The organism is Eubacterium sp. 3_1_31 (genome assembly GCF_964249515.1).
GTDB classification, from domain to species: domain Bacteria; phylum Bacillota_I; class Bacilli_A; order Erysipelotrichales; family Erysipelotrichaceae; genus Longicatena; species Longicatena caecimuris.
The window spans coordinates 16,896-42,033 of sequence record NZ_CAXUBY010000020.1; the positions used below are offsets into that span (position 1 = coordinate 16,896).

Genomic DNA, 25,138 nt, shown 5'->3' on the forward strand with positions numbered 1-25,138 from the left:
AAAAGAAAGTCTTAAGGTGAATTTTAAACTACCTGAAAACTTTCTTTTTTGAATGTTTCTATATGGCATTATGGGCCTGCCAAATCTTTTTAAAATAATCGCATGCATTACGATATGCAATTGCTGCAATCTCCTCTTCACTAAAATACTTACGCATTTCCTGAAGGATATTACCAGTCTGCGTACAATCCTTCGCACCCTTTAAATAATCATATTGTTCCTCATAAAAATCCATATAATCAAAGCCAAAAGCAATGCTGTCAACCTTATTATGATGAAACTCTTTTAACCAGACCATGTGCTGTACAAGATGGGCAACATCCTGTTTTTCTTTATTGCTATGCACAAATTGTGGTGCTGTATTCATTCCAATCAAAGTGCCACGTTTCAGCAATGCTTCAATCTGTTCATTCTTAAGATTACGTGGATGATCACACAATTCCCGAACATTAGAATGACTCGCGATGATATTGGCCTTAGGATGAGAAAGAATATCCCAGAAAGTTTTTTCATTTGCATGTGAGACATCAATGACCATATTCAGTTTTACCATTTCGTCCAATGCTTCTTTTCCCATTGCCGTAAGTCCACGTTGTGTATCACCTTTCACACCGGTTGCCAGCGCATTTTCATCATTCCAGCAAAAGGACGCCAAACGCACACCCTGTTCATACATCCAACGTATCTTTTCACGCGGATGCTCCTTGATTCCACACATCCCTTCTACACTCATAATGGCATGAACCTTAGCAGGTACAAAAAAGTCTTCTGCTTGCAAAAGAAGACAGACATCTTCGCACTCCTGTATGGCTTTTTTGGTACTTTGGATCATATCCTGCATATCCGTCCAATCTTCATGCCCATCAAAAAAAGATGCCATGCAAATATAAGCGATTTCTCCCTGCTCAAATTTAGGCAGATGATACGTTTTTAAAATATTCTCTTTATATCCCTTATTTTTCTTTTGCATAATATCGTAGCCGATATCTGCATGCAAATCAAAACTCTTCAAATCATACACCTCCGTTTAAAAAAGCAGCATATATGCTGCTAATGCTCATAGATGACATCAAAATACTGCATCTTAGGATTGCCATCCATACCAGTATCATATGCCTGATTTTGTAAAATATCCATAACACTTTGGACATTTGCATCATATTCTATACATCCATAGGCCTTTTCCACTACCGCAACTGCCAACGATTGCGCCTCTTGGAATAACTCAAGGAAGGATGCATTTGATCGCATAGCAGAATCACAAGGATGCAGCCATTCGCGTTTTTCTTCATTCAAGATATCATAGCGTTCATCAATCTTTGTTTTAACGATATTGCCACTGATCTTCCATGGTTGTCTAAACAAAGTTTCCACACCTTTAACAATGGGATATTTCAAATTATTAGGATCATACAATAATTTTTGAATATCATACCAGGAATTTAAAGCTTCTCGTATGTCATGTACCTTTACATCTACATGATACACTTCTTTTGCGCTAGGAACATATATCCTGGCAATAGCCTTTAGTATATCTTCATCATATTCACAAATTTCATAACAAGGGAATTCTTTAATATTAATACCCTTATATTTTTCTAACATCATGGTATCCATCATAGATTCAAAACGGTGATGATATCCGGCACTTTTTCCTTTACAGTTCCCGGTACGATAAAAAATATAAGGATGTGTTGTTTTATCTAATGCCCAATGACATAAATGTCCAAACAAATATGCCATCATTGTTTCTTTTATTTGTATGTTTTCCTGAGCTTTCACACAGCGCAGTGCAGTTTCATAAAAAGCGTTGATATGGGTTGCATGCATACGGCTCCCTAGATGATTTAAGACATGGCTCTTATATGCCTCCCAAGGCTTACTATGCGAAAAAAACAGAAAATCCGGTCCGTTACTGCCAATATAATAGCTTTGCGGATGTTTTTCAATAATTGAGCGAATATCTTGTTTTTCTAATTGTTTTAATACCTCTTCAGCAAATATTTTGTGCGTGATAATATTTGGCATGTGCTTCCCTCCTATTGTCGTCTAGTGGTATTATAGCATTTCATTCCTCTTTTTCACAATGCTTTATTATGAAAGCGAAACCCTTCTTTTCTTTTATGCTTGATTCCATAGGATAGTAACTGAAAGAGCAATGCCATATTTTTTATTTCTTATCATTTGCTGAAAGTGGTATCTTATTTTCGGTAATTGTTATCTTCATTCATTACAGATTACTTGTAGAAGTATGATATATACATGATATATGCTAAAAATAAAGTGAATAAATAGGAATTCTTATTCTAGTACCACTCTTTACATAATCCATGCTATAATGTAAGAACTATAACCGATGTAAGGGATATCGGATGATGATTTATATAGGAGATAGTCATGGTAACAAAAAAAACAAGTAGATATTATCGTATTATTCTTATATTATGCCTGTGCTTTTTCGTCTCAGGTGTCGGTTTTATTTTCTATATGATGAAAGAAAGCAATCAGAAAAATATTGCTTATTTTGAAGAGTCTGTAGAAAATATGAAGACAACGGTTAACGAACAAATAGCGAATAATATGGAAACCCTTGACGGTGTGGCACTTACACTTGGTGAAATGAAAGTTATGGATTTAAAACATTTACTTCCTATTATCCGTAAGATCAATGATCGCAACGCGTTTTATCGCATGGGTATCATTCATAGCAATGGGAAAGCCGACATGGTTGATTTAGATGGCACCATTCATCATAAGGTTGATTTTAGTTCCTCTCCTATTTTTCAATCAGGCATGCAAGGAAACCTTACCATTTCTAAGACATTAAAAGATCCTTTCAGTAATAACTACCTCAATTATTATAGTGTTCCTATTATCAGTAATAATCAAAATATCGGTGTGTTACTAGCGGCTGATAAAACTCAGCGACTGCGGAGTGTTTTGGATAATGCCATCTTCAGTCACAGTGGCTATTCCAATATCATTGACAGCAACGGCACTTATATCATTCGTTCTATGAAATCAGCAACGGTGGAAAATATAGGGGATATTGGTAATCTTAGTGAAGAACAATTAACAAGTATTCATCAAAACCTCAAAGATAAAACATCACATTTCTTCACATATGATGAGGATAAACAAACTTATTGGTGCTTATATACACCATTATCGTATAACGATTGGTATTTATTAAGTATCGTAAATGAAAATATGATTAATGCAGATCATACGCTGATCTATGGAATCATTCTGTTAACAGGCTTTGCCTTATTGATCTTTTTACTACTCTTTTACCTTATTAATCGCACGCACAATCGCACAAAGCAACATCTTGAAAGACTAGCCTTTGCAGATCCTGTGCTCGGTATATCAAACTTTGTCAAATTTTCTATAGATGTGGAAGAACAGATAATCCAAAGAAAAGACGCATTTCAACCATTCGCCTTTTGGTATGGGGATATTGATAATTTTAAAATCTATAATGACACCTTTGGCTATGAGGCCGGTGATGCTTTATTAAAAATCATGTGCAATTGCCTACTTGCCAATATGCAAACACATGATTTCTTCTGTCGTGAAAGTGCCGATCATTTTACGGGTATACGTTTTTTCCAAGAACCTAACCAATTAATCGAATGGCATGAACATATCATGAAAGCTGTTATTGCGAAAGAGCATTGCAATACACATTCTTTCCCTATTTCATTTGCAATTGGTTTTTACTGTGTAACAAAACCAGAAGATGTGTTAAGTGTAAATAAGATGTATAACCGTGCTAAGATGGCGCAACAGTCAATTAAAGCAAATCGTGAAATACGGCAAGCATTTTATTCCGATACCATTCGTCAAAATATCCTACATGTTAATGAGATTGAAAGTCAAATGCAGCTTGCCTTGAAGAATGGTGAATTTAAAATGTATATACAGCCTAAAACGGATACTCATCATAATCATCGCATCATGGGTGGAGAAGTTTTGGTACGTTGGCAAAAAAGTGATGGAACCATCATTCCTCCAAATGACTTTATTCCGATATTTGAACGTAATGGATTCATTGTTCTTTTAGATCGTTATATGTTTGCTTCTGCCTGCAAATGGCTGCACGATTATTTTGAAAATCACACACATCGCATTCATCTAGCAGTCAATGTTTCAAGATTAGACATTTTCCAGGAAGATTTCATAAGCTATTATGTTTCGATAAAAGAACAATATGAACTTTGTGATGATGTGATAGAATTGGAATTCACCGAAAGTCTAGCGATTGAAGACCATGCGTTATTAAGTGCCAAGATCAGTGAACTGCGTACTCATGGATTCCTTTGTTCAATTGATGATTTCGGTGCTGGCTATTCTTCCTTGAATACATTAAAAGAACTTCCTATTCAGGTCATAAAATTAGATATCTTATTCTTTCGCAAAGGTGCTTCTATAGAGAAAGCTCGCATCATTGTTTCCCATATTATTCATTTGGCGAAACAGCTTCATATCGCGGTCGTTGCAGAAGGTATTGAAGAGCCTGATCAAGTGTACTTCTTAGAAAAATGTGGCTGTGATTTCATCCAGGGATATGTCTTTGCTAAACCAATGCCGGCAAATGATTTTAAGAAGTTATTGTTGAAAGATCCTGTTGGCTATTGGGGAGAAGGCTTTCTTAAAGAATCTGATTAAGTAAATAAAAAACGTCATAACACAGTTGCTGTTGACATGCATCCTGTCCTATGACGTTTTCTTTATTCCTGCACCGCGCTTGTTTCAATTTGCCGCGGGCGATTCAAAATTGCCATAAACTGCTCACCGGTAATCGTTTCTTTTTCATATAAGAACTTTGCCAGCTCATGCAATTTATCTTTATTTTCTTCAAGTATTCGATATGCTTGTTGATATGCATCCTGTATCAGTTTCACTACTTCTTCATCAATTTTGGTTGCCGTTTGATCACTGCAAGCAAGTGTCGCATCTTGTCCAAGATAGCGATTATTCACTGTTTCTAAAGCAGTCATGCCAAACTGTTCACTCATTCCTAAACGAGTGATCATACTTCTGGCAATTTTGGTTGCCTGTTCGATATCATTTGCTGCACCACTGGTAATGGAATGGAAAATCAATTCTTCCGCAGCTCGTCCGCCACAGAATGTTACGATTTTCGTAAAAGCCTCATCCTTTGTAATCAAATTACTTTCATCTTCCGGTACCTGCATAGTATAGCCAAGAGCTCCACTTGTTCTTGGTACAATCGTAATTTTTGCGACTGGCATGGAATGTTTACTGCGGGCTGCTACTAAGGCATGACCAATTTCATGATAGGATACAATGAGTTTTTCTTTCGCTGAAATCACAGCATTTTTACGTTCATAACCGGCAATCACAATTTCAACAGCTTCTTCTAAATCCTTCTGCAATACTTGATTACGATGATCTTTTACAGCAATCAAAGCTGCTTCATTAATAATATTAGCAAGTTCTGCACCGCTGGCCCCTGCTGTAGCTCTGGCAATCGCGCGGAAATCAACTTGTTTACTGATTTTAACATCTTTCGCATGAACTTGTAAAATTGCTTCACGTCCATGCAAGTCAGGCAATTCCACCGGAATGCGGCGATCGAATCGTCCCGGACGCAACAATGCCTGATCTAAGGATTCCGGACGATTGGTCGCAGCTAGGATGATAACACCGGTACTGCCATCAAAACCATCCATTTCGGCTAATAACTGATTTAACGTCTGTTCTCGTTCGTCATTTCCACCAACGCCTGCACCATCTCGCTTTTTCCCTATCGTATCAATTTCATCAATAAAGACAATGCATGGAGCTTTTTCACGAGCCTGTTTAAATAAATCACGTACTCGGGCAGCTCCGCGTCCAACAAACATTTCAACAAATTCGGAACCGGATATAGAGAAGAAAGGCACATTGGCTTCTCCGGCAACAGCTTTGGCTAATAACGTCTTACCGGTACCCGGTGGACCTACTAATAATGCCCCTTTTGGCATTTGTGCACCAATCTTACTATATTTTTCTGGATCCTTTAAAAAGTCAACCATTTCCTGTAAAGATTCCTTCGCCTCTTCCTGTCCTGCTACATCACGAAAGGTTTTACCGCTTTGACTTTTTACATAAATTTTAGCATCGCTTTTGCCAAAATTACCAAAACCACCGCCAAAACTCATGGCATCGCCACCCATTTTCTTCTGCATCTTTTTAAACATCCGATTACCTAGCCACCATAAGAAAGCAACCGGTAAGATAAATGTCAATAGAAAAGATAACAAAGGATTCATTTCTTTCGTATGAATACGCGTAAATTTAGCTCCGGCATCATATAAGCGCTGTGATAAACTCGTATCTGTTTCCATCGTTTCTGTTTTATACAGCTGTTTCGTTTCCCCTTTAAGTGAATACGTAATATTCTGATCACCTATTTCTACTTCATTTATCTGATGCTGTTCAATTTGTTTCATAAAATCATTGTAGTTCACGTTTTTAATTTTATCCCCACGAAACATAGTAAATACAAGATTAATTCCTAACAGAACGATTAAGATGATTAAATAATAGTAATATAATGGCTTTTTCTGCTTATTCATAGGTAACCTCCTGCAAAAGATCATCAAGTCGTTTCAGACTCTGTATCATTTGCTTAATACTTTCTTCATCTTCTTGCTTCAGAAAGTCCAACTTAGCATCCATACGCTTTTTAATATCCGCAAGAATAGCTGCGCCCTCATTGCTTAAGCGTACATAGACAATACGCTCATCCTGAGGTGAACGGCATCTGCGTATCCAACCATGCTCTTCCATTCGTTTGATAATGGCGGATAGATTTGAATTCGTCATTAGCAAGCGCTGTGCCAATGCCCCCAGTTTACATTCTTCATCATTTGCCACTTCCATCAGTACAAGCCCTTGAATACCCGTCATTCCATAATCTTCATAACAGCGATTCATACAGCTATGCAAATGTGTAGTTATCGTTCTGATCAAACGAACAATACGTTCCTCATTGCCCATAACAGCGTCCTCACTTCCTATTATTTCACGCATGAAATAGTTTATGTGATGAATATACACCTTGCCTTTTATAACGTCAATACCTTTGCTGTTTTCAACATCAAAACTCTATACTTCTCACATAATTCACATATTGAAAAGGTTATCATTCCATTTCCTTCCATTTTTGCTTTTGCTAGGCATTCCACCCATGCCCTTTGTCTAGTGAAACATACCGTAATGTAGGGGAGGTGAAACAATCGCAACCGCATATTTACAAGTTCATGTCATGACACAGGAAACCTTTTCACCTGTTGCCCAAGCCTGCATACGTATTTATCGCAAACAACAAAACATTCTGGTATTTGAAGATTTTCTGTTAAGTGATGCTTATGGTATGACTTCCTGGATTCCCCTTTATGTGGATGGTAAAAACCCTGTGGAATATCTGGTTGATATACGTATAGGAAACTTTCGTAATTTACAGCAAAAAGTCATCCTGTATGCGAATGAACGAAGTTGTCTATTAACTTTGATGCGTACAAATACCCAAAAAGGCAATACTCATCAAGTGACAAAAGATTGTCTATGCTTTGCCCATGACCCACCTGTTTCTTGTTTCCCTGCCGGTGTTTTTCAACCCGTCATCAGTAAATTAATGCACCTTTTAAGTGAAAAGATGAATCCTACCTCATCTGATGAACAACTTGAGGCTTCCATTATGAAACTGTTGAGCTTGCAGGAACAAGACTCCACAACAGATGAAGGTAGTAAAGCTGCAACTGCCACTTATTGCTTCTATCCTGACCTTTTAGCAAAAGCCGTACACTATTTTAATGCTTATAGTAATCAAAAAAATCCTATTACTGCTCTATCTGATGAGCAGAAAAAAACCTATCGATTACAGTTTCAACAACAATACCATATCATATCCAGCTTTCACCAGGCATTGCCTATCATCGCTAAACAGAATGGTCAATGGAACCATGACAGCATGGAAGCACTTCTTGCCTTCCACAGGTATTGGCATCTTCCTTGCATGGATCATTTGACTCCATTTACGATACAATGGGCATATGAGCTTGCTTTTACCATCATGCAGCATACTGCTGGCTCTTTGCCTTTGTTCACCCCCCTATCCATAGCAACAACAGAACAATTAAACACATTAAAAGAAAAGCTGAACATCTTGCATGCCTATTATCCTACGATTCCTTACTGTGCTATGGAAGATGCTCAAACAACAAGACAAGCCATAAAAAGCTTTCAGCGACTGCTCGGCCTTCCAGTCAATGGCATCCTGGATGAGACACAATGGCAGCTGATAAAGCAGATGTGCAAAGAACTTGAAGTCTATGAAAAAGCGATTTCTCCATAAGCAAGCATAATGAAAAAATAGTGATAAAGATATAAAAACACATTAAAAAAGGAAGCAACATGATCATCCAAAAAATTGCATGATAACATGGACTTCCTTTTTTTTATAAAATCGACATTACGATATTCCATACATACGGAGCTATCATGACGGTGATAATACCGCTGACGCCTATTGCCAAAGAGCTCATCGCACCCTCTACTTTGCCTAACGATAAAGCCTTGGTCGTTCCAATGGCATGAGCGCTAGTTCCCAAAGCAATTCCTTTTGCGACAGGATGTTTGATATGAAAAACACGAAAAACGACATCCGCTGCAACTGCTCCAAAAATCCCAGTAACTAAAATTGTCAATACACTAATAGCAGGTATCCCGCCCAGCTGTGCACTTACTTCAATTCCAATCGGCGTTGTGATTGATTTAGGAACTAAAGAAGCAATGATGTCAGCATCAAAATGAGTTAAAAGACATAAAGATATCGTTGAAATCATGCCAACTAAGATCCCCACACAAATTCCTATCATGATAGGAACAAAATAATTTTTCAGATTATGTAACTGTTGATACAAAGGAACCGCTAAAACAACTGTCGCCGGTCCTAAAAACAGATTGATAATATCGCCACCAAGCTGATAGCTTTCTAATGGAATGTTACTAATCAGCAACACGATAATGATAAGAGCGATGGCAATGAGTAACGGATTCAGAAATAAGAGCTTTGTTTTCTTTTGGATAAATAACCCTATTTCAAAAGCAAGCAATGACAATAAGATGCCAAACATAGGGGTATTGATAAGTTCATCCATGCTTCTTCCCCCATTTCTCCATCACCTGTTGCATGCTCCATCCACTCAACCCCATCGTAATCACTGTAGTCACCATGCAGATTAAGAGGATTGGAATCCAAATATCGGCGATATGATAAAATTTTGCCATCAAAGCAACACCAGCCGGAATAAAGAAAAATGGTAGATGTCCTAACAAAAAATCCGAAACTGTTGCGATCATATCCAGCCGCAGAATACGAAAAGACAACAGTAACAACAGTAACAGCATTCCTACCAGACTACCTGGCAAGGGTAAATGTAAAAGCGTAGACAGACATTCTCCAATATAGCTAATGCCAAAGATGATGATAATTTCACGAAACAATTTCATCGCTGCGCATTCCTTTCTCTTTTATGTGCGTTTGTCCTTTTCTTTGTTCCAACATTCTTTTTATTCATAGTCTTATCTTTCCCTTTTGCTTGTTTGTGTGAAAAATTATTAGCGGATGGACGACGATACGAGATCAAACACTTTGGACCATTGCCAATCAAATCTTCTCTTCCTGCTTTTTTTAATGCTTTGTACACCAGATCATAATTTTGTGGATATGTAAATTGCATCAAGGCACGCTGCATTGCTTTTTCTTCCCAAGTCTTCGCTACATAAACAGGACGCATCGTCTTAGGATCCAAATCGGTGTAATACATACAAGTAGCCGGTGTCCCCGGTGTTGGATAGAAATCTTGTACCTGTTTCGGTGTATAATGGATCTTCTTTAAATAACAAGCCAATTCTATGGCTGCCTGTAAATCGCTGCCTGGATGTGAACTCATCAAATAAGGCACAATATATTGATCCATATGGAACTGTTCATTCTTCTCTTTAAATTTTTCAACAAATTTTAAATAGAGCTCCTTGCGTGGTTTTCCCATTTTATCTAACACAGCCGCATTGATATGTTCAGGAGCTACCTTCAACTGCCCGCTGATATGATATTTTACCAATTCATCAAAGAACTCATCATTTTTATCCTGCATCAGATAATCATAACGAATACCAGAACGAATAAAAACTTTCTTAATTTTAGGTAATTCACGAACGGAACGCAAGATATCCAAATAACGACTGTGATCCACTACCATGTTGCCACAAGGCTTTGGAAATAAACATTCTCGTTTCTTACAGGCCCCAAATTCTCGCTGCTTATCACAAGCTTCTCGTGAGAAATTAGCTGTAGGCCCTCCTACATCATGAATATACCCCTTGAAATTCGGCATCTCGGTTATGCGTTTTGCTTCTTCGACAATGCTTTCCTTACTACGTGTAGAAATTACACGTCCCTGATGATGGGTGATGGCACAGAAAGCACAGGAGCCAAAGCAGCCACGATTGGATACGATGGAAAACTGCACTTCTTCAATTGCCGGGATATAATGATATTTTGGATGGAAGGTGCGTTCATATGGCAAGGAATAGGTAAAGTCCATCTCTTCCTGTGTCAATGGCAATGGTGGTTGATTTTGTACGACATACCAACCATCATAAGGCTCTACCAATACACTTGCCGCAATGGCATCAATATTTTCATGCTGGATATGAAAACTCTTGGCATAAGTGCGCTTATCCGCTTTTACTTCCTCATAGCTGGGCAACAAGATATAATCACTCAAATACTCTAGACTTTTGGTTTTCCAGCAAGTACCGCGTATATAACATAGATCCTTTGCTGCTAAGCCACTTGCCAATGCATCCGCAACCTCAACAATCGTATTTTCTCCCATGCCATACATCAATAGATCTGCCTGTGAATCCATCAGAATACTGCGTCGTACAGCATCATCCCAATAATCATAATGCGATAGGCGCCGTAAGCTAGCCTCAATGCCACCAATCAATACCGGTTTATGTGGAAACAGTCGTTTCAAGATTTGAGTGTATACGATCGTAGGGCGATCCGGGCGTTTTCCCATGACACCATCATCACTATAAGAATCATGATCACGGCGGCGTTTATTTACAGAATAGTGATTCACCATAGAATCAATATTGCCGGCAGATACTAGAAAACCTAACCGTGGTTCTCCAAATTGTAAAAATTCTTCATCCTTATGCCAATCCGGTTGAGCTAAGATTGCACAGCTATAGCCATACGCCTGTAAAACTCTGGTAATGATGGCACAACCAAAGGAAGGATGGTCCACATAAGCATCCCCATTAACATAAACAAAATCTACTTGTTCATATCCCTGTTCCAGCATTTCCTCGCGTGTTGTTGGTAAAAAAGCCATAATAACGCCTCCATCTCTATAAGCCATATAATAGTACCATAGAAGGCATTCATTCGTCACCTCATGAAAGGATTTTTTTGATTATTTTCATGATGCGCGTAATTTAGAAGAAGAAACAAAGGAATGTAGCAGTTTCTATCTTTTCCTTATGATCCAGATATCGCACGGATGCACTTAACTAATTATCAGCCGCTCATACTGTATCCTTTTAATTTTTTAAAACTCATGATCTTCCATTTTAAATTCATGAATCAAAAAACGAATTATGCTTCATAAAGTTTCTAATAAATAATATTCTGCAAATTGTTGATATTTACTTATTTTCAGTATTTATTAGCTATATAACTAACAATCGTAAATCATTAGCTGAATCACTAACAATATACGATCATTAACGAATTAAATTTATATATTTCATAATAAGTTAGCAAAACTAACCTTTTTGTGCCATCTTTAACTTCTCTACTTTCTCTAATTCCTGTAGGATTGCTTTTTCTTTATTACCGTTTGTTGCAGGAGAAGGATTCCAAAATAGAGCCTTTGTATCATAGGCAAATTTTGCTTCTACATAATTTTCTAAATGATCGTTGATATCGTTGCTTTCCATATCTTCAGGTAGCTGATTAGCACCCACATAGGAATCGATATCAATTTCACACCAACAAAATTCCTCACATAGCTGTAACATGCCACGATATTTACAACTGGCTCTATCCATGTAGGTTTGGAATGCAAACAATTTTTCATCCTTATGAAAATAAGCACCTTTCCATACCGCTTTTGGCTCTTGCTGCATACTCTGTAGATTTGATAGTATTTCTGTTTGTATGTTATTGCTGGAACCGACTTCTAAACAGTACCAATCTTTTCCATCTTTTCCAAACAAAGCCCATACACGTTTTTTATCATTACCAATATCAAGATTGTCTTTAATATCCTTTTTTGCGGAATTAATTGTATCTTTCGTAAATCTGCATATACACTTTATATAGTTTAGCTCACTTAAGTTCAACTTCTTACAGGTTTTCTTTATGCTCTCATCCACTTTATTCACCTTCTTTCATTTCCTAACATCGGGCATTACATACTTTGCAATTAAAAATATAAAAATATACTTCTATTATAAGAGGAAATCGTTACGCAATAGCTACAGTAAACAGATTTCCTCATCGTACCATGAAATACCTATCTTACACCATCAGATATTGGGGTGTTTTCGTTTTCTGGTTATTACAATAAGCAGTAGGTATAGCAGTACCACAATAACGAGGCAAACAGGAAGAATCCAGATAGCTCCTGATGGCAATTCATATAAACCAAGATAAACTCCTAACACCTGGAAATAAGGATATTGTAAAATACCATACAAGAGAATAGCTAAAATCATAGCTGCTACAATAATCATGCCTTGATATAAGATATCTCGCTGCAGCCGAATCTTTTTTTGCATACCGATATGTGCATAACAAATATTGCTCATCTTTTGCATAGCTTCATCTGCACGCACATTGGCATATAAAGTCAACAACAAGACAAAACTGCCCATCATTGCAACACTAATCATGACATAGCGTAATTTCAGACTCAAATCGTTATTATTCTCCTGCAAGATGTGTAATACCGTATCGTAGCTATCATAGGCAATGCCTTTTTCCTTTAAAGCAGCTTCAAAAACTTGCTTTTGTGAGCTGCCCTTTAGTTTTAGGATAGTCTTAGGCATTTGTGGATAATGCTCTCTATCTAAAGGACTCATGTTACGACTGGCAAATGCCACATAGCCTTGATTTACGATAGATTCTGTAAAGCCATAGATCGGATATCCATTTACTCGCCATCCCTGTGAGAATTCAGCATAAGTGTCATTAGCAACTTCAGGATGTTTTTTCACATAGTCAGAATACATGATATAGCGATGAAAATCATGTTGGATACGACGTGGCACCATAGTACGCATCTTTTCCATCAATGTTTCGCCACCTTCTGCTCCAACCGGTGGCGGATAAACGCCCTCTTTTACCGGTAGAAAATGCTTTAGACTTCCAGTTAAGGTAATGCGCATGCCTGGATAATAATGAAATTCTACACTATCCCGCGTGCTTTTATCATAAACCATGAATTCCTTATCGATACTGGTAAAACGCTTTGTTTCATCCATAAAAGCAAAGACATCAAAATATTCCTTTTTCAGTTCCATAAAATCATCATAAGCTATCCCTTTATACAACTGATAATCAAATTGTAAGCCAAAGGTAGCCGGCGTATACAAATGCCATAAAATACTTTGCGTCATAAACAGCAGCAAGATTGTTAAAAAGATAATAGCTAAAGAAAGAATATTACGCATGGAAGAAAACGGATGTGTTAAAACTTCTCGCCATGCCATATGCAGACTCTGCCAACGATACCGAATACGATGTGTACGTTTTGTAATATGCACGTCTTTCGCCTTCATCGCATGGGATAGATTTGCCTGGAAACAGGCATGTACTTGCCATAGCATCAAAGCGAGCAATCCGATAAAGAAAAGGATGGTAACCGGCAAAAGATATAACACTGTTTTCGTTGATAAAGAAAATAACAGACGCAAGACATAGTTTTGTTGATGTGCCAACACTAGCTGCAACACGATATCAAAAACAATCAGCAGACCAAGCGCTGCAGCAAACAGCTGCCCATATTCCATTCCATATGCCTTTTGAATATTTTTCTTCATGATCCCATTGGCAATCAAAATATGCAGCTTTTCACGATCTTCGATCAGCTTACGTTTCATAAAGGCAAACAAAACAAATAAACAGCTTACCACCAAGCAAAAGGTAACACTTAAGGATACAAATTGGAAGATACCATCTTGTACATGATTACCATCAATTTCATCCGCAAGTAAACGAAAATCTATCTGAGCGGAAGAAGTACGATCATCATTATACGCATCACTGCGCAGGGCATACTCTTTCTGTGCTGAATAGTCCTTGATTTTTAATTTTAAGATACGCTCATATAGACCTGCCGCCTTTTCAAGACCATACGTTTTCACATAATGACCGTTTATTTGTTCTATGGTTTTCTCATTAACGATACCTACGGCACGTCTGGTAATCTGATAATCCTGAATAGCTTTACTATTCTTTTGATTGGCATAGCCATCATCGTAATTAGGATAATCAAAAACACTTGTTATCGTAAATTTTTCTTTTTCTTGGAAGGATCCAGTAATTTCAATCTCATGTCCTAAAGGTTCAATGCCCTGTTTTCGTAAAGAACGTGCATAGCTTTCCATGACCCCGATTTCATGCCCCTTTAAATCTTTTAAGGGCTTACCTTCTAATAACGGATAATGCGCATCGCTTTTCACGAATCCTTCTAAATAGATAGGAGATGTTTCTTGCATCCAGCTTGTTGAAAAAACGCCATACGGCCATACCAAACTTTCTTCATAAGTGAAGTCTAAGTTGCCATCTTCTTTATACTCTTGCAAAAAATCCTTGATTTCATCATCATATTCTTTATAAAAAATATTGGTCGTGGCTACATCCATCTTATCGATACGTTCTGCCATATTTTGCCCTTTTGTAAACACTGTAAAGGTGATTTGCAAAGATAATAGGGAAAGAAAGAGCAGCAGTATCAGCATAGCATGCAGGAAAGCTTGTTTCTTATGCAAGGTTTTATATACAAGTTTCATAAGCTTAGCGCTCCGTGATTTCCATCACTCGCTGATAGTTAGCTTCTAGATCATCACCGGTAAAGGCTTCATCGCATTCAAATACCCCACTTTCCACAAACACCATTCTTGTTCCATATGCGGCAATTCGCGGACTATGGGTTACCATCAAGATCGTTTGTCCTTGTTTATTCAGTTCACTTAGGATGTTCATGATTTCATCAGCAGTCTGTCGATCCAAGGCTGCGGTTGGTTCATCCGCAAATAAGATCTTTGGTTCATTTACCAAGGCTCTGGCAATTGCACAACGCTGTTTTTCTCCTCCGGATACCTGAGATGGATAGTTATCCTTTAGATGATCAATATGCACCTTCTTCAATAGTTCCATGGCTTTGTCATATGCTTTCGCATCATACTGCAATCTGGTTATAGCCACGTTTTCTAAGATTGTTAAATTATCAATCAAATAATTGTCCTGAAAGATAAAACCAAACTGATGCAAACGCAATTGTTCTAACGCTTTGCCTTTGATTTCATTTAGCTTTGTACCACCAATTTCAATACTTCCCTCATCAATCGTATCAAAACCGGAAACACAGTTCAAAAAGGTCGTCTTTCCACTGCCGCTTTCCCCCATGATGATCATAAAATCACCGGGATTTACATGAATATTAATCCCTTTCAAGATCTCAACGGTCTTATCCTGGGTCTGATAAGACTTTCGTAAGTTTTTTACATCAATCATACTGTTCATCCTTCCTTTTTATGCTGCGCTTTTCCATAAAACAACATCCCTGCACTTAATATGATAACGAAGATTACCATTAGCATAGGCATCATGCTTAACGATGAAGGTAATTCATATACACCAAGATAAATGCCTAATACATTAAAATACGGATATTGTACAAGTATATACAGCAACGCCGTCATAAGAAAGGCTAGAAGCAGCATCAACGCTTCATAAGAAAATTCTTTGCGCCGACGCAAGCTGTTCTTAACACCGATGCGTGCAAAACATGTATACATCGCTTTTTGCTGCGCCTTATCGGCCATGATATTGGCGTATAGCGTAATGGCTAACACAAGGATTTCCATTCCAAAGACAACACTCATGACATATCGCAGCTTCTGGTTCAATTCATCATTATTTTCCTGCAGCATCGCTAAGACGCTATCATAAGAATTATACGTCAATGCACTTTGTTTCATCATCTTTTCCATATCTGCTTTTGCTTTCTCATCCTTGACCTTTACCAACATCTTAGGAAGATATGGATAATGGACTTTGTCAACCGGACTTTTTCTTCGCGATGTAAAAGCAACATAACCTTGATTCATAATGGATTCTGTAAAACCATAAATCGCTGCACCATGAACTGAAAAGCCTTCGACAAATTCGGCATACGTATCATTGGCATATTCAGGATGTTGATTTACATAATCCGAATTGGCGATATATTTATCAAAATCATATTGAATACGCCGCGGCACCATAGCACGCTCTTTCGAATAATCTATCCCATTATGTTTTTCATCCGGTATCCGTGGATAAGAGCCTTCTCGTAATGGAAGAAATTCATCCAAATCTCCGGTTAATACCAAACGCATCCCCGGAAAATAACGAAAATCTACACTCTCGCGTGTACTGCGATCATTTACCATATATTCTTTCATAATACCATTTTCTTCTTTGTTCATCTCTAGAAGTGCATATTCTTTTATATATGGTTTGATTTTTTCATAATCATCATAAGGCATACCCGCAGCTATTTGATAATCAAATTGTAAGCCAAAGGTAGCCGGTGTATACAAATGTGATAAGATTCCTTGCGTCATGGACAAAAGCAGGATCGTTAAGAAAATAACGGCTAAAGAGAAGATATTCCGTATTCCCATAAATGGATCTGTCTGAAATTGTCGCATTGCCATATGCAGTGGCTGAAAGCGATAACTGATGACACGTCGTTTCCGTTTTACCGACAGATGTTTTCCTTTGATTTGTCGAAATAAATTGCCATGGAAGCAGCGATGCACTTGCCAACGAATCATCAGCATTAAAACAATGATGAAAGCAACTAATAAAGGTAACAACCATTTTGCCGTTTCCCATGACATGGTAAATAGTAAGCGCAAAATATAATCACTTTGCTGCTGAAGAACAAGATATGTGAAAAAATCAAAAAGGATTAGATAAAGGATTGCGAATACAAACAATCGTCCATATTCCAGATCATAAGCTCTTTGAATATTGCGTTTGGTAATGCCATTGATGACAAGAATACTTAATTTTTCCTGATCATCTAGCAGTTTCCGCTTTAAAAAGGCATACAGAACAAATAAGCAGCTTAGCAATAAACATGCCGTTACACTCATTGACACAAAACGGAAGATAGCATCTTGTACTCGATTGCCATTTAATTCATCCGCCAATAAACGAAAATCTGCCGATGACATATAATAGGTATCTAAAGCATCCTGGCGAAATTCATATTCATCCTGCATATCATAACTATCAAAACGTACTTTTAACATCGTACTGAAGGCCCCTGTCGCACCTTCTCCTTTGGCTTTGATAATCTCATTACGTAAGTTTTGCAAAGTTTCTTGTTTTACGATACCAACAGCCGGTGGTAAGATTTGATAATCTTTTATTGCGTCTTCATTTTTATGATTCACATAGCCATCTTCATAGTTTGTATAATATAGGATGCTTTCAATTTGAAAGGTATGCGCATTTCCCATATCATCTTGAATACTAATTTGATGATGCAAGGGTTCTATGCCTTGTTTTCGTAAAGCATTGGCATAGCCGTTCATAACGGCAATCTGATTACCCTTTAATTCTTTGCATGGCTTTCCTTCTAACAAAGGGTATGCATCATCACTTTGAATATAGCTTTCTAAATATAATGGAAATTTTGACTGCATCCAGCTAGTTGAATAAGGCAGGTATGGCCATGCACTACCTTTTTCATACGTGAAGTTAAATTTACCTTGTTCCTGATATTCTTTCAGATACGTATCAAAATTCATCGAAGGACTGCTGAAGATGGTTGTTGTGGCAACATCTAAATGTTCAATACGTTTTGCCATGCTTTGATTCTTCGTAAAAACCGTGCAGGTTACTTGTAAAGACAGCATAGATAAAAACAGCAGTACGATCAATAAGCCATGTGTAAACATCTGTTTCTGATGCAACGTTTTATATACAAGTTTCATAAGCTTAGCGCTCCGTGATTTCCATCACTCGCTGATAGTTGGCTTCTAGATCATCACCGGTAAAGGCTTCATCGCATTCAAATACCCCACTTTCCACAAACACCATTCTTGTTCCATATGCGGCAATTCGCGGACTATGAGTTACCATCAAGATCGTTTGTCCTTGTTTATTCAGCTCACTTAAGATGTTCATGATTTCATCAGCAGTCTGTCGATCCAAGGCTGCGGTTGGTTCATCCGCAAACAAGATCTTTGGTTCATTTACCAAGGCTCTGGCAATCGCACAACGCTGTTTTTCTCCTCCGGACACCTGAGATGGATAGTTATCCTTTAAATGATCAATATGCACCTTCTTCAATAATTCAATTGCTTTTTCATACGCTTTCGCATCGTATTGCAAACGAGTAATCGCTACGTTTTCTAAGATTGTCAGATTATCGATTAAATAATTGTCCTGAAAGATAAAACCAAACTGATGTAAACGCAATTGTTCCAACGCTTTGCCTTTGATTTCATTTAGTTTTGTGCCACCAATTTCGATACTTCCCTCATCAATCGTATCAAAACCGGAAACACAATTCAGAAACGTTGTCTTTCCACTGCCGCTTTCCCCCATGATGATCATAAAATCACCGGGATTTACATGAATATTGATACCTTTCAAGATTTCAACGATCTTATCTTGCGTCTGATAAGATTTTCGCAAGTTTTTTACATCAATCATATTATATCTCCCTTCCACGATGTCTTCCGATAACCAATAACAGCAAGACACCGCCTGCACATAACAAGGCCATTAGCCATGGCATTATTGAATATGCGGATGGCAACGTATATAAACCTAGATAATCACGCAAAATAGCAAAATAAGGTAGTTTGAATACCGCATATAGCAATAACCCCAGCAAGAACGCCATAACCAGCAAAATAATTTCATGCAACAGCAATCGTTTCTTTTGCATGTTTCTTTGCCAGCCCAGTTTTAACAGATAGCCTTCTTCCCGACGTTTTTCTTCGATGTCACTTTGGACATTTGCATACATCGTCATACAGCCAACTAAGATCGTTAAGCTGGCAACTCCTGCCATAATAGCAAATAAGCGTGCTTGTAAGGCATTGTTATTCTCCTGCAGCACATCTAAGATATCCTTGTAGCGAACATAAGTGATTCCTTGTTGCTTACATGTCGTTTCAAAAGTAGCTGCTTGCTTTTCATCCTTTAAGCGTAGCAATGTCGTTGGAATTTCCGGATACCAATAGGTATTTAAAGGTCTTCGCTTTGCGCGAAAGAATGTAATATACCCATTATTGATAATGGATTCTGTAAAGCCATGTAACTGGGATGCGGATAAGTAATGATTAAGACTATACTCTACATAAGTTTTCGTACGTAATGTATCATCCTGTGCCACCTTTTTATCTTGCATGGTGTATAAGCCAAAATCATGTTCTAAACGTCTGGTCGTCATGCCATATTGTAACTCAAAGGCACGCTCACCTAAGTGCTGCTCATTGGCTTCCTGTGGATAGGTTCCCTTTCGTAAAGGAAGAAATTTATCCAAAGGTCCATCCATGATCATCAATAATCCCGGATAATAATGATAGAGATTTTCATCGCGATTGCTGCGATCATCGACCATAAAACAACGATAGACACTGGTATCTGCACTTTCCGCAGCGACAAACACGAAATCTTCATCCAGATATGTTTTTTGCAGCTTTGTAAAAGATGAAAAGGAGATAGGTCCTTTTAACATATAATCGAAAGATAAACCAAACGTTTCTGGTGTATATAGATGAAATAAGATGGTAGAAGTACCACTTAATACCAGCAAGGTCACAAACACGAAGGCCAAAGAAACGACACTGCGCAGGCTGGAAAATGGAGTGGTTACGATATCACGCAACGCCATTTGTAAGCTTTGATAGCGATAGTGTATGCTCTTATGATGTTTCAAATGCAAAGAGCGCGAGCGTATTGCCGTTACCAAATTGCCTTTAAAACAGGAACGAACCTGCAATGTTACCTGAAAGAGCAAGGCTGCTAAAAATAACAGTGTACTGCCAATGATCAAGAGCCATCCTTTCATTGATAATGTAAACAGCAATAATAAATCGTAACGGTTCAAGACATGCAGAAACCATTGCATCATAAACAGAAGGATAAGATGAATGATAAAGGCCTGTAAAAAGATTTGTACGATTTCCAGCAAATAGGCATTGCGGATATTCAAACGGCGAACCCCATTCATAAACATTAAGCTTAATTTTTCCTGATCCTTTATCAGCTTCCGTTTCATAAAAGCATAAAGCACAAAGCAAGAGCTGATTAGCATACAGATGGTAACGCATAGCGATACAAACTGAAAGATCCCATTCATGATTTTATTGGCATTCATCTCTTCTGCTAACAGACGGAAATCAGGATAGGAAGCCATCTCTCCGGTAATATAGGTATAATCCAGATACATGCGTGAACGTAGGTCATATTCATCCTGCTCATGATAATCATGAAAGCGTATCTTTGCCATGGCATTGCCATAGATAGAGGCTTTTTCCAGCTTCTTGATTGTTTCATAATTTCCAATTGCAACGGCTGGTTTGGCAATCGTGAACATATCGACTTTATTAATATCGTTTTGTCCGATATACCCTTGGTTATAGTTGGGATATTCCATGATGGAAGCAATCACAAAGGAATACGTTTTTCCATTGGATGGATCTTTGATGACTTCCTTATGACCAAGTACCTGGATGCCTTTATCTTCCAGCTGTTTGGCATAGCTTTGGGTGATGGCAATTTCATTTCCTATTAGCTTTTCTAGAGGTTTGCCATCCAATAAAGGATAGTTAGCATCACTTTTCACATAGCCTTCAATATACAAGGGGAAAGATCCTTGGATAGAGCTTCCTGGATATGGGGCATACGGAAAGACGCTTGTCTTTTCATAATAGTCAAAGCAATGCTCTTCTTTCTGTATGACATCCAAAAACTTGTACATTCCTTTTGGTGAATCGGAAATGATTGCGGTATGTGTGGCATGCATCTGATCAATGCGTGCTACGATAGAATCACTACGCGTAAAGACACTAACGCTGATGGATACCGATAACATGGCAAATAACAAAAGGATCATCAATAGAAACTGCTGAAAACGCTGTTGATAATGCAGCGCTTTATATATACATGCGATTTTTGAAAAACACCCTAACCGTAACAGGAAAGGTGTCTTTGTGTGTTCCCTCTTTTTCATATGCTCATTTCCCTTTTCTTATATTGTAGCACAACATGATGGTTTTTTCATAACTCTTTGAAAATTTTCAAAATAATTTTGTGAGTTTACAAAAAAAAACAGCGAGTGCTGCTATAAAATCTTTTCTTCATACCGATAAAATATCAGGGGCAAAAGAATGCTGTATTTGATTGGATAGAATATTGTATCGTAAAAGCCTTTTTCTCGTATTCATTTTATAACCAATCTTGAATCTAGAAAAGAATAACCAATGCGCTCTTCTGCATCAATTATACAATTACTCTTATCGCTTTTTCTTAACACCATACACATTTTTCATCTGCTCTTATTGTAAGATATCTTTTTTCTTAAAATACCAGATACAACCAACAATCGTAATGAGTGATAAAGCAATCACGAAAAGATAGCCATAGCGCCATGTTAATTCCGGCATAGTCGTAAAGTTCATGCCATACCATCCAACAATCAATGTAAGAGGTAAAAAGATGATGGTTACGATCGTAAAAACATACATCATACGGTTTAGATTCAAATCATATTGTGACTGCTGCAATTCGCGTACTTGTATGATGTAATCTTTTAGCATTTGCACGCTTTGTTCATAGCGTTGCACACGATCGGCAAAAATACGAATATGATGCAACTGATCTTTTTGAAATAGATCATTTTCATCTTGTTGCAACTCCTCGGCGATATCCATCATTTGCGCAAAGTAATGTGACAGCATCGTGATTTCACGACGAATCTTCATGATATTGGCAGTCATCGTCACCTTTTGCATACTCAAAATATCTTCTTCCATCTGCATGATTGTATTCTCAATAGATTCAAATAGAGGATGCATAGGTGCCAAAACACTTTCTAAAAGAATAGCCAAAACATGTTCTAGGCTATAACTGGTGTTTGGTATTAACTCTAACCTGTGTTGAAATCGCTGCAATGCTTTTTCATCTTCACAAACTAGTAAGATGAGGTTCTTTTTAAAATATACACCAATATGAATAAAAGAAAGTTCTTCATCCTGTTTTATAATTTCATGCACAAGACCAAAGCAATAACCAAAATAAGCATCTAACTTATTAACCGTATGCTGATGATGTTCTTTCAATTCCCGCAATGTCTGTGGGGCAAAGCCAAAATGGGCAAGTAATGGTTCCATTTCCGCCATGCGATATACGCCTGCACATAACACGGTATCATTGACATCATCTAGTGTAATAGGAATCATTTTTTGTTCTAATCGATACAGCATATTGACACCTCATTTCTGATATGAATATAAGAGCATAGCACTAAATAATAAGACGATTCCACTTCCCTGCATTCCTGTACACGATTCTTGCAAGATTAGAAAAGATAGTAATATAGCAGTCAACGGATCGAGATAACTATATAATGCACTACGTGCTAAAGCTAAGTGAGCCAATGCATGAAAATATAAATAATACGCCAATGCAGTATGAACAATACCAATGCATAACAACCAGGGAAGTTGGGCTAACGATATATGTAACATGGTGGTATCTTTACTTATTACTAAATATATGCCAAGTAGGATGGCCGCAATCGATAACTGCCAACTTGTCAATAATAATCCAGGCATTGGCTTTCGAAAACGTTGTAGTAATAAAATCATTGCATAACAGAAAGCAGCACATAATCCCATAATCACACCACGTAAGTTAAATGCACTTTGTGGTTGCCATGAAATGAGAATACAGCCAATCAAGGTTAATATAAAACACCCTATTTGACGTTTGGTAAGTGGCTCATGAAAGAATATAAAAGATAATAACAAAGCCAATATAGGAGCTGTATAATACAGCATGGTTGCTATGGACACACTGACATAACGATAGCTTTCAAATAAAAAAATCCAATTACCGGCTAACGCAGCTGCAGATAGCACCATAAGCTTTCTTTCACCTTTCGCTAAAGAATGCGTCTGTCGTTTAAAAAGGAGCATAATTTGCAATACGATAGCTCCCAACAAGGTTCTTGAAAAAGCTATGGTGGCACTGGATGTTGCTACATTGCGTACAAATGGAGCAAGTGTGCCAAAGATGATCATTGCTAAGATCATCTCATAATCACTACGTTGCAGTCGCTTAAACATCCATAAATCCTTCTAAAGCATGATAGACGATATATTCTGCATAAGTATCCATTGCACAATATTGTGTTAACTCCTCATAGATTTGTTGTTTCTTAGTACCTTCACTTTCTTGATACTCCCGCCATTTTGCTACCGCATCTAATCCATAAGAAATGGCCAAATCTTCATAATGATAAGAACTGAAAATCGGCACCAACGTCTTTAAAGAAAACAGACCTGCCATACGTACATCATAAACATTTCCGGTGGAAAAAGGCAGGGATAAATCCACCATGCGTTCCCATATCTGCATCAAAGCTTTTTCATATTGCGGAAACTGTTGGGCCAATTGTACCAAGCGCAGTTTCTCAGCCCCCTCCATATTATAAACTAAAATCGTTCCCATTTTCGGTACACTTGCTAACAAAGCTTCTATAAAGGCAAGGCGACAATCTTTCTCACCGATAAAACCAGTATGTTGTAATGTCTTTCCTTTTTCCTCTTCAACATGGAGGCTGAACTGAAAGGTCAAAACATCAAAAGGCTTCATTCCTTCATAAGGTGGAAAGGCATACGTTTCCCATTCAAAATCCAGATAAGAAAGGGGATAACTGATATGATCTTTGCGCCAAGTTTTTAAAGCGGCAACATCCACATACAGCCCGCCATATGTATCCGCCATGATCTGGGCATATTGATGGCGTGTTCCTTCAATACGATCAAGATCGGCATCCTTTAAACGTTGGATTCCCTCTTCTTTCATCGCATATTTATGCTGTGATTGAACTAGATTAGTAATAGCGCCAGGTTGACTTTCTTCTTGAAAACATTCTTTATAAAAAGAACATTTATTTCCTCTAGTACAAAACGATGTCCGCTTTGGTTTTATCTCATCCAATGCATCTAATATACGCATATTCTCAAGCAATGGGCGAATATCTCGCAGTTTCATTTGTACAAGCTGAAAAATATTTTTACCAGGGCGATTATGTGAATTATAAAAATGATCACTGATGGTAAGTAATGCATGTACATCTAATGTTTTTCCCCGTATATACTCCGCATTCAAATGAATGGCATAGATTTCATCTATTCTAATATCCAACAATTGCAACACCGCAATGATATCGGCGATATATTGAGCTTCCTGTTCCTTAGGGTAACAGCTGCGATAACTCATATACAGGATGGTCTTACCTTCCTCCTGTATAAGTACAGGAACTTTGATACGTAAATCTTCATATGCAAAACGGGCATTGACCAATGGCTTTTTCTCTGCGAAAGCCTGCAACGCTAAAGCAGGATCATCATTTGCCTGTCCTTCAAAACAATCATTTGGCAACAACAGACGTTCTTTCATCAGCGAAGTCATACTTTCTGTATATTGCACATAAGGAGTAAATGACTTTTGAACTCTTCTACTTAACCAAAACAAACGTTCACAACGTTCCATCTTTTTTATATCGGTAATATGATACAT

Annotated in this window: 18 protein-coding genes; 2 read left to right on the forward strand and 16 right to left on the reverse strand. The window is 37.7% G+C overall.

Features of this window, described 5'->3' with window-relative positions:
• Positions 1-58: 58 nt before the first annotated feature.
• Entirely contained in the window at positions 59-1,012 is a 954-nt protein-coding gene (locus ACESSZ_RS09340; protein ID WP_008688978.1) for a dipeptidase, read from the reverse strand.
• A gap of 38 nt (positions 1,013-1,050) precedes the next feature.
• Entirely contained in the window at positions 1,051-2,028 is a 978-nt protein-coding gene (locus ACESSZ_RS09345) for a zinc dependent phospholipase C family protein (RefSeq protein ID WP_008688980.1), read from the reverse strand.
• 369 nt (positions 2,029-2,397) lie between these two features.
• On the opposite strand from ACESSZ_RS09345, the gene ACESSZ_RS09350 reads away from it, so the two are divergent.
• Entirely contained in the window at positions 2,398-4,671 is a 2,274-nt protein-coding gene (locus tag ACESSZ_RS09350; RefSeq protein WP_008688982.1) for a bifunctional diguanylate cyclase/phosphodiesterase, read from the forward strand.
• Positions 4,672-4,733: 62 nt separating this feature from the next.
• Here ACESSZ_RS09350 and ftsH read toward each other — a convergent pair whose 3' ends face one another.
• Both ftsH and ACESSZ_RS09360 read right to left on the reverse strand, forming a co-directional pair.
• Positions 4,734-6,587, reverse strand: coding sequence for an ATP-dependent zinc metalloprotease FtsH (gene ftsH / locus ACESSZ_RS09355; RefSeq protein WP_008688984.1), 1,854 nt, complete (start codon positions 6,585-6,587; stop codon positions 4,734-4,736).
• A complete protein-coding gene (locus ACESSZ_RS09360) occupies positions 6,580-7,011 on the reverse strand; it encodes a MarR family winged helix-turn-helix transcriptional regulator (protein ID WP_008688987.1) in 432 nt (143 codons plus the stop codon). The genes ftsH and ACESSZ_RS09360 overlap by 8 nt, the downstream gene beginning before the upstream one ends.
• A gap of 268 nt (positions 7,012-7,279) precedes the next feature.
• Here ACESSZ_RS09360 and ACESSZ_RS09365 point away from each other — a divergent pair, with 268 nt between their 5' ends.
• Positions 7,280-8,368: a peptidoglycan-binding domain-containing protein gene (locus ACESSZ_RS09365; protein WP_008688989.1), complete on the forward strand. Its 1,089-nt coding sequence runs from the start codon at positions 7,280-7,282 to the stop codon at positions 8,366-8,368.
• 103 nt (positions 8,369-8,471) lie between these two features.
• Here the strand turns inward: ACESSZ_RS09365 and ACESSZ_RS09370 are convergent, their stop codons facing one another.
• From ACESSZ_RS09370 to ACESSZ_RS09425, 12 genes are all read right to left on the reverse strand, one after another.
• Positions 8,472-9,173 (reverse strand): LrgB family protein, encoded by a 702-nt coding sequence (locus ACESSZ_RS09370; protein ID WP_008688991.1) that lies wholly within the window; start codon positions 9,171-9,173, stop codon positions 8,472-8,474.
• Positions 9,166-9,525 carry a CidA/LrgA family protein gene (locus ACESSZ_RS09375; RefSeq protein WP_008688992.1) on the reverse strand — a complete coding sequence of 120 codons (360 nt, stop codon included), beginning with the start codon at positions 9,523-9,525 and terminating at the stop codon, positions 9,166-9,168. The genes ACESSZ_RS09370 and ACESSZ_RS09375 overlap by 8 nt, the downstream gene beginning before the upstream one ends.
• Positions 9,522-11,423: a YgiQ family radical SAM protein gene (locus ACESSZ_RS09380; protein WP_008688994.1), complete on the reverse strand. Its 1,902-nt coding sequence runs from the start codon at positions 11,421-11,423 to the stop codon at positions 9,522-9,524. Before ACESSZ_RS09380 ends, ACESSZ_RS09375 begins: the two co-directional genes overlap by 4 nt.
• 433 nt (positions 11,424-11,856) lie before the next feature.
• Positions 11,857-12,468, reverse strand: a complete 612-nt coding sequence (locus ACESSZ_RS09385) for a hypothetical protein (protein WP_008688995.1) — start codon at positions 12,466-12,468, stop codon at positions 11,857-11,859.
• Between the two features lie 153 nt (positions 12,469-12,621).
• Positions 12,622-15,108, reverse strand: a complete 2,487-nt coding sequence (locus ACESSZ_RS09390) for an ABC transporter permease (protein WP_008688998.1) — start codon at positions 15,106-15,108, stop codon at positions 12,622-12,624.
• Between the two features lie 4 nt (positions 15,109-15,112).
• Positions 15,113-15,832: an ABC transporter ATP-binding protein gene (locus ACESSZ_RS09395; RefSeq protein WP_008688999.1), complete on the reverse strand. Its 720-nt coding sequence runs from the start codon at positions 15,830-15,832 to the stop codon at positions 15,113-15,115.
• A gap of 5 nt (positions 15,833-15,837) precedes the next feature.
• Positions 15,838-18,309, reverse strand: coding sequence for an ABC transporter permease (locus tag ACESSZ_RS09400; RefSeq protein ID WP_008689000.1), 2,472 nt, complete (start codon positions 18,307-18,309; stop codon positions 15,838-15,840).
• 4 nt (positions 18,310-18,313) lie between these two features.
• Entirely contained in the window at positions 18,314-19,033 is a 720-nt protein-coding gene (locus tag ACESSZ_RS09405) for an ABC transporter ATP-binding protein (protein WP_017144623.1), read from the reverse strand.
• 1 nt (position 19,034) lies between these two features.
• Positions 19,035-21,563 (reverse strand): ABC transporter permease, encoded by a 2,529-nt coding sequence (locus ACESSZ_RS09410; protein ID WP_008689002.1) that lies wholly within the window; start codon positions 21,561-21,563, stop codon positions 19,035-19,037.
• Between the two features lie 325 nt (positions 21,564-21,888).
• Positions 21,889-22,815, reverse strand: a complete 927-nt coding sequence (locus tag ACESSZ_RS09415; protein WP_008689003.1) for a magnesium transporter CorA family protein — start codon at positions 22,813-22,815, stop codon at positions 21,889-21,891.
• A 9-nt stretch (positions 22,816-22,824) separates the two neighbouring features.
• Positions 22,825-23,679: a DMT family transporter gene (locus ACESSZ_RS09420; protein ID WP_008689004.1), complete on the reverse strand. Its 855-nt coding sequence runs from the start codon at positions 23,677-23,679 to the stop codon at positions 22,825-22,827.
• A complete protein-coding gene (locus tag ACESSZ_RS09425) occupies positions 23,672-25,138 on the reverse strand; it encodes a DUF2779 domain-containing protein (protein WP_132223860.1) in 1,467 nt (488 codons plus the stop codon). The genes ACESSZ_RS09420 and ACESSZ_RS09425 overlap by 8 nt, the downstream gene beginning before the upstream one ends.

What these genes read in the sequence shown, in the direction of transcription:
- ACESSZ_RS09345 (WP_008688980.1), bottom strand. Translation starts at nt 2,028, where the DNA reads ATGCCAAATATTATCACGCACAAAATATTTGCTGAAGAGGTATTAAAA.
- ACESSZ_RS09350 (WP_008688982.1), top strand. Translation starts at nt 2,398, where the DNA reads ATGGTAACAAAAAAAACAAGTAGATATTATCGTATTATTCTTATATTA.
- ftsH (WP_008688984.1), bottom strand. Translation starts at nt 6,587, where the DNA reads ATGAATAAGCAGAAAAAGCCATTATATTACTATTATTTAATCATCTTA.
- ACESSZ_RS09360 (WP_008688987.1), bottom strand. Translation starts at nt 7,011, where the DNA reads ATGGGCAATGAGGAACGTATTGTTCGTTTGATCAGAACGATAACTACA.
- ACESSZ_RS09365 (WP_008688989.1), top strand. Translation starts at nt 7,280, where the DNA reads ATGACACAGGAAACCTTTTCACCTGTTGCCCAAGCCTGCATACGTATT.
- ACESSZ_RS09370 (WP_008688991.1), bottom strand. Translation starts at nt 9,173, where the DNA reads ATGGATGAACTTATCAATACCCCTATGTTTGGCATCTTATTGTCATTG.
- ACESSZ_RS09375 (WP_008688992.1), bottom strand. Translation starts at nt 9,525, where the DNA reads ATGAAATTGTTTCGTGAAATTATCATCATCTTTGGCATTAGCTATATT.
- ACESSZ_RS09380 (WP_008688994.1), bottom strand. Translation starts at nt 11,423, where the DNA reads ATGGCTTTTTTACCAACAACACGCGAGGAAATGCTGGAACAGGGATAT.
- ACESSZ_RS09390 (WP_008688998.1), bottom strand. Translation starts at nt 15,108, where the DNA reads ATGAAACTTGTATATAAAACCTTGCATAAGAAACAAGCTTTCCTGCAT.
- ACESSZ_RS09395 (WP_008688999.1), bottom strand. Translation starts at nt 15,832, where the DNA reads ATGATTGATGTAAAAAACTTACGAAAGTCTTATCAGACCCAGGATAAG.
- ACESSZ_RS09400 (WP_008689000.1), bottom strand. Translation starts at nt 18,309, where the DNA reads ATGAAACTTGTATATAAAACGTTGCATCAGAAACAGATGTTTACACAT.
- ACESSZ_RS09405 (WP_017144623.1), bottom strand. Translation starts at nt 19,033, where the DNA reads ATGATTGATGTAAAAAACTTGCGAAAATCTTATCAGACGCAAGATAAG.
- ACESSZ_RS09410 (WP_008689002.1), bottom strand. Translation starts at nt 21,563, where the DNA reads ATGAAAAAGAGGGAACACACAAAGACACCTTTCCTGTTACGGTTAGGG.
- ACESSZ_RS09415 (WP_008689003.1), bottom strand. Translation starts at nt 22,815, where the DNA reads ATGCTGTATCGATTAGAACAAAAAATGATTCCTATTACACTAGATGAT.
- ACESSZ_RS09420 (WP_008689004.1), bottom strand. Translation starts at nt 23,679, where the DNA reads ATGTTTAAGCGACTGCAACGTAGTGATTATGAGATGATCTTAGCAATG.
- ACESSZ_RS09425 (WP_132223860.1), bottom strand. Translation starts at nt 25,138, where the DNA reads ATGTATCATATTACCGATATAAAAAAGATGGAACGTTGTGAACGTTTG.